Here is a 10,669-nt window from a genome sequence, read left to right as displayed (position 1 = left end):
CAGCCCGGTGTCGCTGGGACCAGGCTGCCGTGGTCCTGCCGCCCCCCGGCGACAGGACCTGACTCCCTACTGATGCTCTGGAGCGCCCGTTCCGTTGCCCGGAGATCCCAGAAGATTTTCCGGCCCGCTAACGGGCGGCCGGACGGCCCGCCAGCACGCAGTCCCCGCACAGCGACGCCGGCCCGGCCGGGTCGCCCGCCGCCCGGTAGATCAGGCAGCAGCTGCGCCGACGGAACCCCCCGGGCCCGGAGAGAGCGGCGTCGCGCAGCGCGGGCTGCCGCAGCAGCACCCCGGCCAGCGCCCGCCCGCGCGCGGCCACCGGGCCCGGCGCGGTGGCCGCCAGCGCCGCCGCCGCGCCGTTCACCGCGGAGGCGACGTTCCCCCACAGCACCCGCCGGGAGACCGAGAGCCCGGCCGCCGCCTCCAGCACGGCCCGTACCGGGCCCTCCAGCAGGCCCGCGCCGAGGGCCGCGCCCACCAGGGCCGGTCCCTGGTCCGCGCCCCGCAGCGCGTCCGCCACGGCCCGTTCCGGGAGCGACAGCGGGAAGCCGCCGCCGAGCACCGGCTGCCACCACAGCTCGTCGAGACCGGCCACCAGCGCGCCGCCGTGCAGCGCCGCGAAGCCGACCGCGGGCGACAGCAGCCGGGCGGCCAGGCCGAGCTGGGCCACCGACGCGCCCACCCGCAGCTCCAGCGCCTCGGGCCGCCGTCCGGCCCCGGCCGCGAGGTAGCCGCGCACCGCCTCGGCCCGCTCCCGCAGCACCGCCGGGTCCTCGGCCAACTCGGCCATCGGCCGCCAGGGCAGGGCCGGACGGGCGCCGTCCGGATGCGTCCCGAAGCCGAAGAACGGCCCCAGCGCCGCGACCCGCTCCACGACCGCCACCAGCGCCTCCCGGTCCCCCGTCGCGTCTCCCGCCATCTCTCCCGTCCCATCCACCGGCCGAGCCTACGCGGCGGACGGGGTGTCAGCCGCCGCCGACCGCGGCGAACGGGCACACTCCGGGGGTGACCACAGACGACCGGCCGACCGGACACGACGAACCGCACCACGAGGGGCTCGGCAGCAGGCTCAACTGGCTCAGGGCCGGGGTGCTCGGCGCCAACGACGGGGTGGTGTCCACCGCCGGCATCGTCCTCGGCGTGGCCGGGGCCACCGGCGACCGGGAGACGCTGCTCACCGCCGGGCTGGCCGGGCTGCTCGCCGGGTCGCTGTCGATGGCCGCCGGGGAGTACGTCTCGGTGAGCACCCAGCGCGACTCCGAGCGGGCCGCGCTGGACCTGGAGCGCCGCGAGCTGTCCCGGACCCCGGAGGCCGAACTGGACGAGCTGACCGGGCTCTACCAGGACAAGGGCCTCAGCCCCGAACTGGCCCGGGAGGTGGCGGTCCAGCTGACCGCGCACGACGCCCTGGGCGCGCACGCGGAGACCGAGCTGGGCATCGACCCGGACCAGCTGACCGACCCCTGGCGGGCCGCCTGGGCCAGCTTCCTGTCCTTCACCGTGGGGGCGCTGCTGCCGCTGCTGGCCATGGTGCTGCCGCCGACCGCGGTCCGGCTCCCGCTGACCGTGGGCGCGGTGCTGGCGGCGCTGGCGCTCTGCGGCTGGGTGAGCGCCCGGCTCGGCGGGGCGCCGGTGGCCAGGGCGGTGCTGCGCAACATGGCCGGCGGGGCGGTGGCGATGGGGGTGACCTACCTGGCCGGGACCCTGCTCGGCGCGGTCGGCGGCTAACCCGTCAGCTACCCGCCGATGCCCGGCCGATGTACGGCCCGACCTGCGGTTAGACCTCCGGGCTTGATATGCAGTACAGTCTGACGAGTCAGCACAGCCTGGCCTCGTGGAGCAGTTGGTTAGCTCGCCACCCTGTCAAGGTGGAGGTCGCGGGTTCAAGTCCCGTCGAGGTCGCAGTCGATCAGCCCGAATCCTTCCGGATTCGGGCTGATCTGTTTTCCCTGACGCGGCCTCAACAGGTGTGACACGCGTCACTTAAGTTTTCTTGAGACATCCTCACCTTGGCGTGCCCGCGTCGGGCATCCATTTTATATGTGCCATGGCACCGCACACCCGAACAACACAGAAGCCGTACCGAACCCGGCGGAGTTCGGTACGGCTTCTGTGTTTCAAGATCTCCGTTTCCGCGTGCCGATGCGGGAATGGAGCGGGTTACTTCTGCGATACGAGGCCTCAGGCCTCGCTGCGCTGCTGGGGAATGCCTGCAAGCAGGGCACGCACCTCAGCCTCGCGGTAACGACGGTGCCCACCGAGCGTCCGGATCGACGTGAGCTTGCCGGCCTTGGCCCAGCGGGTGACCATCTTCGGGTCAACGCGGAACATGGTGGCAACCTCAGCCGGTGTCAGCAGCGGTTCGGCGTCAGGCGTACGAGCGGTCATGAGCGGCCTCCTCGGGAGAACCGAACCAACGCGGTTCTTTCCTTCAAATTCTGCACCTTGGTCTGCGATGCCCGAAATGGCACATGCCTACCCAATCGGTAATAGGACGAACGGCTTGTCCTCGGCACTACAACTACACCATCCGTCCAGTCCCAACGGCCAAACCGTCGGATTCAACCCCCCTGTGGGGCCAAGCTCGACGGATAGCCATGGACCATGCCATAACGGACAGTCACTCGGGAGTGACCATCTGTCATGCCATGAACCAGACCCCCCGCGTCCCCCGCGAAGTTCTCTCGATCCCCTGTGGACCCGCCTGCTGAGTGCAGCGGCCACAGTGAGGCTGGTTGTCCTATTTTGACACCCTGAGGGCACTTCGCGTCAACGGTGAGTCACGTCACGTTCGTGGGGTATTGACCCGATCCAGGACTTTGGTCCCATGTGGGCGGGAGATAAGCCATGGTGAGACGTATGAGGGAAGGATGCCACGGGGGTTCACCAGTGGTCTGGTCCATCCCTGGCGCGATCTGTCGTGGCGGAAGTCCGCCACAACCGTGTCAAGTCCGACTCGCCGGGCATCCGGCGGACGCCCGCCCGGCGGTCAGTTGGCGTACTGGAGTTCCTGGATCCGGCGCCAGCGCTCGGTGACCGCGCGGTACGAGCGCCCGGCGGCGGCCCCGTCCCCGGCCCGGAGCGCGGCGATGCCGTCGGCCACGTCCTGCACCGAGCTGTCCTCGGCCAGGCCCTCCTCGGAGATGGCGTTGACCAGGCCGCCGTAGTCCAGCTCCACCAGCGAGCGGGGGTGGAACTCCTCCAGCCAGCGGCCGACCTGCTCCACCCCGGCGACCATCGGGCCGTCGTCCAGCGCCTCCCGGAGCACGCGGTAGCCGCGGGCGACCCTCCTGCGCGCCTGCGCCATCGGCGTCCGGTAGCGCATGACCGGCGCGATCCGCCGCTTCACGCCCCCTGACTGCCCCTCAGCAACGGCGTCCGGGGCCTCCCCGTCCGCCCCCGCCGGGTCCTGCTGCCAGTGCGCCGGGGCGAACTCCCGCTCCTCGGGCCCGAACAGCAGCAGCCAGCGGACCGGGACGTGCCAGGTGCTGGTCAGGATCCACGGCCGCCCGTCCGGGTTCTGCGCCCGCCAGCGGTCCCAGTCCGCCTCCGCCTGCTGCCGCACCACCTGCGGCACCACGGCGTCCAGCAGGGTCGGCGGAAGCAGCTCCTGGAGCTCCTCCAGGGCCATCCAGCTGCGCAGCCGGGTCCGCCACGGGCAGAGGTAGGTCACCCCGCCCGCCGCGTGCACGAAGGCGTCCCTGCTCTCCTGCTCGGGGACGGCCACCGGCGGGACCGCGATCAGGTCCGCCAGCCGCTGCCGGCCCTCCTCCAGCGCGGTCGCGCCCGCGACCGCGCTGGGGCCGAGCCGCTCCGCGGCGTAGCCCTGCCAGTACGACCGCTCGGGCTCCCGGAAGGCAGCCAGCGGCTCGTACACGCGCAAGTGGGCGGCGTAGGGAGGACGCACCGAGGTTCGCAGCACAGTCACGTCTCGCATCGTCGCACGGAGCGGCCCCGGTGGGGCCCGGAAGGCACCGCTCCGCACCCCGGCGGGCGGGAGGTCCTAGGCTGCAGACACGACGCCCGCACCACCAAGCAGCGGGCGAGAGTCGACAATGGAGTCACCACCGTGACCGATGTCAGTGAGCGCTCCGGCGTGCTGCGCCGGATCTTTTCCTCGGAGTCCGACGCGGCCCCGGGCGACAGCCACGAGCAGGTCGTCCTGTGCCACGACCGCGACAGCGGCCTCAAGGCCGTCATCGCCATCCACTCCACCGCCCTGGGCCCGGCCCTCGGCGGCACCCGCTTCCACCCGTACGCCTCCGAGGAGGAGGCGGTGCAGGACGCGCTGAACCTGGCGCGCGGGATGTCCTACAAGAACGCCCTGGCCGGGCTCGACCTCGGCGGCGGCAAGGCCGTGATCATCGGCGATCCGGCCACCGTCAAGACCGAGGCGCTGCTGCGCGCCTACGGCCGCTTCGTGCAGTCGCTCGGCGGGCGCTACGTCACCGCTTGCGACGTCGGCACCTACGTCGCCGACATGGACGTGGTCGCCCGCGAGTGCGACTTCGTCACCGGCCGCTCCCCCGAGAACGGCGGCGCCGGGGACTCCTCGGTGCTGACCGCCTTCGGCGTGTTCCAGGGCATGCTGGCCTCGGCGCAGCACCAGTGGGGCGCGCCCAGCCTGGCCGGCCGCAGGGTCGGCGTGGCCGGCATCGGCAAGGTCGGCCACTACCTGGTCGAGCACCTGGTGGAGGAGGGCGCCCGGGTGGTCGTCACCGACGTCCGCGGGGAGGCGGTGGACCGGGTCCGGGCCGCCCACCACGGGGTGGAGATCGAGGCGGTCGCCGACGCCGACGCGCTGATCCGCGCCGACCTGGACGTCTACGCCCCCTGCGCGCTCGGCGGCGCGCTCAACGACGCGACCGTCCCGGCCCTGACCGCCGCCGTGGTCTGCGGCGCGGCCAACAACCAGCTGGCACACCCCGGCGTGGAGAAGGACCTCGCCGACCGCGGCATCCTCTACGCGCCGGACTACGTGGTGAACGCCGGCGGGGTGATCCAGGTCGCCGACGAGATCGACGGATTCGTCTTCGAGCGGGCCAAGGCCAAGGCCGCGAAGATCTTCGACACCACCCTGGAGATCTTCCAGCGGGCGCAGGCGGACGGGGTGCCCCCGGCCGTCGCCGCGGACCGCCTCGCCGAGCGCCGGATGTCCGACGTCGGCCGGCTCCGCTCGATCCTGCTGCCCGGCCGCGGCCGCTAGCCGTCGGCCGACCGCCGCGCACAAGAACGGCGTTCTCACCTGATGCACCCGTCCGGGGGATCGCGCATCCCCCGACGGGGGACAATCGTCCCGGAGCGGCCCCTTCCGGCGCTCCGGGACGAGTCCTGCGAAAGCCGCTCAATACCCCTCTGACCTGCATCATTATGGTTACAACCGGGGTCAGGGTGCGGCATGTCGTACGGGCGGCGTACCGTACGGCCCTGTAAGCAGGTACCGTTATTGCTCTAAGGACCGACCCTCTCACTCCGGCGAGGGGTCGTTCCTCATCATGAACGCGTGTCAAGACTCGGGGCCATGAGCCCCGTCGTTGAGGGGGTCGAGCCATGGGGCGCGGCCGGGCCAAGGCCAAGCAGACAAAGGTCGCCCGCCAGCTGAAGTACGGCGACGTGGGTTTCGACCCGTCTCGCCTGGCCAACGAGCTGGGCGCATCGCCAACGAGGGAACCGGTCAACCCGGAGCCCGTCGAGGACGATGAGGATGACGACGACGATCCCTACGCCTTGTACGCACAGCTGTACAACGGCGAGGACGACGACGAAGAGGACGAACGCCAACACGGCTGACCTCTTCCGTTGCAGCCGATAGCCGATCCGGCCAGACCGGATCGGCAATTCGGCATTCCCAAGCTGCGCCGTTGGGGTCTTTGTTGGTGGCTCGGGTGCTCGGGTGCTTGGACGGGGGGCGCCCGCGCTGTCGGCTGACGCCCCCGTACCGCTCACTGTCCTACTCGGCGTACGCCCCGTACAGGGCCGCGCCGCCATTGCTCCACTCCCCGGCCCGGTCGACGACATCGCCGAGCACCCAGGCCTCGACGTCGCGGTCGGCCAGCACCGCGAGCACCGCGTCCACCGACTCCGGCGGGACCACGGCGACCATGCCGATGCCCATGTTCAGGGTCTTCTCGATCTCCAGCGTCTCCATCCGGCCGACCTGCGCCACGGTCCGGAACACCGGCAGCGGGGTCCAGGTGCCGCGGTCCAGCCGGGCGTGCAGGCCCTCGGGAATGACCCGGGCCAGGTTGGCCGCCAGGCCGCCGCCGGTGACGTGCGAGAAGGCGTGGACCTCGGTGGAGCGGGCCAGCGCCAGGCAGTCCAGCGAGTAGATCCGGGTCGGCTCCAGCAGCTCCTCGCCGAGGGTCCGGCCGAACTCCTCGACCTGGCGGTCCAGCTTCCAGCCGGCCTCGTTCAGCAGTACGTGCCGGACCAGCGAGTAGCCGTTGGAGTGCAGCCCGGACGCGGCCATGGCGACCACCACGTCACCGGCCCGCACCCGCTCCGCGCCGAGCAGCGCGTCCGCCTCGACCACACCGGTGCCGGCGCCCGCGACGTCGTACTCGTCCGGGCCGAGCAGCCCGGGGTGCTCGGCGGTCTCGCCGCCGACCAGGGCGCAGCCGGCCAGCACGCAGCCCTCGGCGATGCCCTTGACGATCTGGGCGACCCGCTCCGGGTGGACCTTGCCGACGCAGATGTAGTCGGTCATGAACAGCGGCTCGGCGCCGCAGACCACCAGGTCGTCGACGACCATGCCGACCAGGTCGTGGCCGATGGTGTCGTGCTTGTCCATCGCGGCGGCCAGCGCGACCTTGGTGCCCACGCCGTCGGTCGCCGAGGCCAGCAGCGGGCGCTGGTACCGCTTCAGCGCGCTCGCGTCGAACAGCCCGGCGAAGCCGCCGAGGCCGCCGACCACCTCGGGCCGGGTGGCCTTGCGGACCCACTGCTTCATCAGCTCGACGGCGAGGTCGCCCGCCTCGATGGAGACGCCGGCGGCGGCGTAGGTGGCGCCGGGCGTGCCGGGTGCGGGGGTGGTCTGGTCGCTCACGAGAACGGCCCTCTCAGGGGTTGTCAGTACTGAACTACGGGCGGCGCGGGGCTACGGGCGGCGCAGCGCGTCGGCGGCGCCGATGCCGCCGAGCATGGACTGCACGCCGTCGGCGTCGGAGCGGTTCTTCGGGGCGTTGCTGCGGACCGCCGGGGGCTTTCCGGCCGAGGCGATCTCCGCCTCCAGCAGGTGCTTGCCGAGCAGTTCCGGGTCCGGCAGCTCCATCGGGTACTCGCCGGTGAAGCAGGCGGTGCAGAGCCGCTCCTGGGGCTGGTCGGTGGCCTCGACCATGCCCTCGGTGCTGATGAAGGCGAGCGAGTCCGCGCCCAGCGAGGCGCCGATCTCCTCGACCGACAGGCCGTTCGCTATCAGTTCGGCCCGGGTGGCGAAGTCGATCCCGAAGAAGCAGGGCCACTTGATCGGCGGCGAGGAGATCCGGATGTGCACCTCGGCGGCGCCGGCCTCGCGGAGCATCCGGACCAGGGCGCGCTGGGTGTTGCCGCGGACGATCGAGTCGTCCACGACGACCAGCCGCTTGCCCTTGATGACGTCCTTGAGCGGGTTGAGCTTCAGCCGGATGCCCAGCTGGCGGATGGTCTGGTTGGGCTGGATGAAGGTCCGCCCGACGTAGGCGTTCTTCACCAGGCCCGAGCCGTAGGGGATGCCGCTGGCCTCGGCGTAGCCGATCGCGGCCGGGGTGCCCGACTCCGGTGTGGCTATCACCAGGTCGGCCTCGGCCGGGGCCTCCTTGGCCAGCCGGCGGCCCATCTCCACCCGGGAGAGGTGGACGTTCCGCCCGGCGATGGTGGTGTCCGGGCGGGCCAGGTAGACGTACTCGAAGACGCAGCCCTTGGGCTTGGCCTCAGCGAAGCGGGAGGTGCGCAGGCCGTTCTCGTCCACCGCGATCAGCTCGCCGGGCTCGACCTCGCGGATGAAGGAGGCGCCGACGATGTCCAGCGCCGCGGTCTCCGAGGCGACCACCCAGCCGCGCTCCAGCCGGCCCAGCACCAGCGGGCGGATGCCCTGCGGGTCGCGGGCGGCGTAGAGGGTGTGCTCGTCCATGAAGACCAGCGAGAAGGCGCCCTTGACCTTGGGCAGGATCTGCCGCGCGGTCTCCTCGATGCTGAGGTCGGGGTAGCCCGCCAGCAGCGCGGTGACCAGGTCGGTGTCATTGGTGACCGCGGAGCGCCCGGAGCGGGAGACGTGCTGCTCGCCGGGGAGGCCGGCCACCATCTCGGCCAGCTCGGCGGTGTTGACCAGGTTGCCGTTGTGGCCGAGCGCCAGCGAGCCGCGGGCGGTGGCCCGGAAGGTCGGCTGGGCGTTCTCCCACACCGAGGAGCCGGTGGTGGAGTAGCGGGCGTGGCCGACCGCGATGTGGCCGAGCAGCGAGCCGAGCGAGGTCTCGTCGAAGACCTGCGAGACCAGGCCCATGTCCTTGTAGACCAGGATCTGCGAGCCGTTGCTCACTGCGATGCCCGCGGACTCCTGTCCGCGGTGCTGCAGGGCGTAGAGCCCGAAATAGGTGAGCTTGGCGACCTCTTCACCGGGGGCCCAGACACCGAAGACGCCGCAGGCGTCCTGGGGGCCCTTCTCGCCGGGAAGGAGGTCATGGCTGAGTCGTCCGTCACCGCGTGGCACGGTACCGAGTCTAGGGCAGTCCGGGAGTGCCGACCGAACGGCGGACGGCGCGCAGCTCACCGGCGCCCGGCGGAGCCGCTCGGACGCGCGTAGACCGGGACGCTGCCGACTCAGCCCATCACCGGGAGTAGCGGCGAGAGGTCGCTGCGCTCGCCGCTGGCCGTGAGTTCCGCCACGTCCACCGCCTCGGCCCAGCTGCGGCGGCCGGTCGCCAGCCGGATCCAGACCAGCGGCGAGGTCTCCACCACGTTGGGCGGCGTGCCCCGGGTGTGCCGGGGTCCGGCGACGCACTGGACCACGGCGAACGGCGGGATTCGCAGCTCCACCGCGCCGCCGGGGGCCTGCGCGGCCAGGGCGTCGGCGAGCAGCCGGGTGGCCGCGGCGAGGGCCTGCCGGTCGTGCGGCAGGTCGGTGCCCAGCGCGGCGGCCAGGTCGTCGCCGTGGACCACGGTCTCCACCAGGCGGGTCACCAGGTAGTCGGAGAGCAGCATCGGGCCGAACCGGATCGGGATGCGCAGTCCCGGGGCGTGCTCCTCGGCGAGGAGCCGCAGGGCCCGGTCCACCGAGGCGTCCAGCGCCGCGGCCAGCTCGGCCGGCGGGCCGCCGTACGCCCCCGCCGCCTGCTCCTCGGCGTGGTCGGCGATGGCGGGGGCGCCGGAGCGGGTCGCGGCGACCCAGTCGGTGGGGCTGAGCGGCTCGCCGGGGCCCGCGTCCAGGCCGAGGTTGCCGGACAGCGAGTCGAAGACCGAGCCGAGGTGCGCGACCAGTTCGCGCACCCGCCAACTGCCGAGCCCGGTCGGGCCGTCCAGCCGGGCCGCGGCGTCCGGGCCTGCGCACAGGCGGTGCACGGCGCCGCGCAGCAACTCCGCCTGGGCGGCCAGCGCGGCCCTGGTCCTGGCCGGATCGTAGGTCCTGGCACGCGGCTTGGATGTGCGGGCGGCTGGCGGCATGTGAGCGAGCGTAGGCAGGAATCCCGCTTGCCGCCAGGACCCCACGGCGGCGACGCTGCTGTCATGAACGCCGAACCCGCTGTTCGAACCGACACCCCGCCCGACCAGGCCCCCGCCCCGCGGTCCCGTGCCGCGCTGCTCGCCGCCGGGGCGGCCGGGGTGACCGTGGTGCTCTGGGCCTCCGCCTTCGTCGGCATCCGCGCCGCCGGGGAGGCGCTGCAGCCGGGGCCGCTGGCACTGGGACGGCTGCTGGTCGGCAGCCTGGTGCTGGGCGCGTTCGTCGGCTACCGGCGCGAGCCGTTCCCGGCCCGCCGGGACCTGCCCTGGATCATCGCCTGCGGGCTGCTCTGGTTCGGCCTCTACAACGTCGCGCTGAACGCCGCCGAGCGGCTGGTGGACGCGGGGACGGCGGCGATGCTGGTCGGCGTCGGCCCGATCCTGATGGCGCTGATCGCCGGGGTGGTGCTGCGGGAGGGCTTTCCGCGCCCGCTGATGGCCGGGATCGTGGTGTCCTTCGCCGGGCTGCTGGTGATCGGCCTCTCCTCGTCCGGGGGCGGCGGCTCGGTCGGCTGGGGCGTGCTGCTCTGCTTCACCGCGGCGCTGGCCTACGCCGTCGCGGTGGTGATCCAGAAGCCGCTGCTGGCCCGGGTCTCGGCGCTGCAGATCACCTGGCTCGCCTGCACCGTCGGCGCGGTGGCCTGCCTGCCGTTCGCGCCCGCGCTGGTCCGCGAGTCGTCGCACGCCTCGGCCGGACCGCTGCTGTGGACCGCCTACCTGGGGGCGCTGCCGACCGCCGCCGCGTTCACCACCTGGGCCTACGCCCTGGCCAGGACCAGCGCCGGACGGCTCGGGGTGACCACCTACCTGGTGCCGCCGATCTCGATCCTGCTGGGCTGGCTGATCCTCGGCGAGGTGCCCGCGGTGACCGCCCTGGGCGGCGGGGTGCTCTGCCTGGCCGGGGTGGCGGTGTCCCGGCTGAAGTTCGGCCGGGCCTGAGGCCCTTGACCTGGAGCCCGCTCCAGGTGTGAAGCTGGTG

10 protein-coding genes and 1 tRNA gene are annotated in these 10,669 nt (G+C 72.7%); 5 read left to right on the top strand and 6 right to left on the bottom strand.

Annotation, left to right across the window (positions count from 1 at the left end; genetic code table 11):
- Positions 1-127: 127 nt before the first annotated feature.
- On the bottom strand, positions 128-937 hold the full coding sequence (locus tag ACEZDE_RS17780) for a (2Fe-2S)-binding protein (protein ID WP_380537267.1): 810 nt from the start codon (positions 935-937) through the stop codon (positions 128-130).
- A 68-nt stretch (positions 938-1,005) separates the two neighbouring features.
- Here ACEZDE_RS17780 and ACEZDE_RS17775 point away from each other — a divergent pair, with 68 nt between their 5' ends.
- On the top strand, positions 1,006-1,728 hold the full coding sequence (locus tag ACEZDE_RS17775) for a VIT1/CCC1 transporter family protein (protein WP_380537266.1): 723 nt from the start codon (positions 1,006-1,008) through the stop codon (positions 1,726-1,728).
- Between the two features lie 100 nt (positions 1,729-1,828).
- Positions 1,829-1,902 (top strand) — tRNA-Asp (locus tag ACEZDE_RS17770).
- Between the two features lie 279 nt (positions 1,903-2,181).
- On the opposite strand, the gene bldC is transcribed toward ACEZDE_RS17770, so the two are convergent.
- Complete coding sequence (bldC, locus tag ACEZDE_RS17765; protein WP_380537265.1) at positions 2,182-2,388, bottom strand: developmental transcriptional regulator BldC; 207 nt, start codon at positions 2,386-2,388, stop codon at positions 2,182-2,184.
- A 601-nt stretch (positions 2,389-2,989) separates the two neighbouring features.
- Positions 2,990-3,937, bottom strand: coding sequence for a hypothetical protein (locus tag ACEZDE_RS17760; RefSeq protein ID WP_380537264.1), 948 nt, complete (start codon positions 3,935-3,937; stop codon positions 2,990-2,992).
- Between the two features lie 132 nt (positions 3,938-4,069).
- On the opposite strand from ACEZDE_RS17760, the gene ACEZDE_RS17755 reads away from it, so the two are divergent.
- Both ACEZDE_RS17755 and ACEZDE_RS17750 read left to right on the top strand, forming a co-directional pair.
- On the top strand, positions 4,070-5,206 hold the full coding sequence (locus tag ACEZDE_RS17755) for a Glu/Leu/Phe/Val dehydrogenase dimerization domain-containing protein (protein ID WP_380537263.1): 1,137 nt from the start codon (positions 4,070-4,072) through the stop codon (positions 5,204-5,206).
- A 344-nt stretch (positions 5,207-5,550) separates the two neighbouring features.
- The gene (locus ACEZDE_RS17750) at positions 5,551-5,790 is read left to right on the top strand and encodes a DUF3073 domain-containing protein (protein WP_380537262.1); all 240 of its coding nucleotides are present in this window, start codon (positions 5,551-5,553) and stop codon (positions 5,788-5,790) included.
- A 160-nt stretch (positions 5,791-5,950) separates the two neighbouring features.
- On the opposite strand, the gene purM is transcribed toward ACEZDE_RS17750, so the two are convergent.
- The 3 genes from purM to ACEZDE_RS17735 form a co-directional block, all read right to left on the bottom strand.
- A complete protein-coding gene (purM, locus tag ACEZDE_RS17745; RefSeq protein WP_380537261.1) occupies positions 5,951-7,045 on the bottom strand; it encodes a phosphoribosylformylglycinamidine cyclo-ligase in 1,095 nt (364 codons plus the stop codon).
- Positions 7,046-7,096: 51 nt separating this feature from the next.
- The gene (purF, locus tag ACEZDE_RS17740) at positions 7,097-8,683 is read right to left on the bottom strand and encodes an amidophosphoribosyltransferase (RefSeq protein ID WP_380537260.1); all 1,587 of its coding nucleotides are present in this window, start codon (positions 8,681-8,683) and stop codon (positions 7,097-7,099) included.
- Between the two features lie 110 nt (positions 8,684-8,793).
- Positions 8,794-9,633, bottom strand: coding sequence for a maleylpyruvate isomerase family mycothiol-dependent enzyme (locus ACEZDE_RS17735; RefSeq protein ID WP_380537259.1), 840 nt, complete (start codon positions 9,631-9,633; stop codon positions 8,794-8,796).
- 63 nt (positions 9,634-9,696) lie between these two features.
- Between ACEZDE_RS17735 and ACEZDE_RS17730 the strand changes: the two genes are divergently transcribed.
- Positions 9,697-10,629 carry a DMT family transporter gene (locus ACEZDE_RS17730; RefSeq protein ID WP_380537258.1) on the top strand — a complete coding sequence of 311 codons (933 nt, stop codon included), beginning with the start codon at positions 9,697-9,699 and terminating at the stop codon, positions 10,627-10,629.
- Positions 10,630-10,669: the final 40 nt, after the last annotated feature.

Source organism: Streptacidiphilus cavernicola, assembly GCF_042510955.1.
Taxonomy (GTDB): domain Bacteria; phylum Actinomycetota; class Actinomycetes; order Streptomycetales; family Streptomycetaceae; genus Streptacidiphilus; species Streptacidiphilus cavernicola.
Note: the sequence above shows the minus strand (reverse complement) of the source record. Positions and strands in the feature narration are given on the sequence as shown.

Excerpts from the sequence above, each read along its gene's own strand:
- bldC (WP_380537265.1), bottom strand. The coding sequence starts at position 2,388 with ATGACCGCTCGTACGCCTGACGCCGAACCGCTGCTGACACCGGCTGAG.
- ACEZDE_RS17760 (WP_380537264.1), bottom strand. The coding sequence starts at position 3,937 with ATGCGAGACGTGACTGTGCTGCGAACCTCGGTGCGTCCTCCCTACGCC.
- ACEZDE_RS17750 (WP_380537262.1), top strand. The coding sequence starts at position 5,551 with ATGGGGCGCGGCCGGGCCAAGGCCAAGCAGACAAAGGTCGCCCGCCAG.
- ACEZDE_RS17735 (WP_380537259.1), bottom strand. The coding sequence starts at position 9,633 with ATGCCGCCAGCCGCCCGCACATCCAAGCCGCGTGCCAGGACCTACGAT.
- ACEZDE_RS17730 (WP_380537258.1), top strand. The coding sequence starts at position 9,697 with ATGAACGCCGAACCCGCTGTTCGAACCGACACCCCGCCCGACCAGGCC.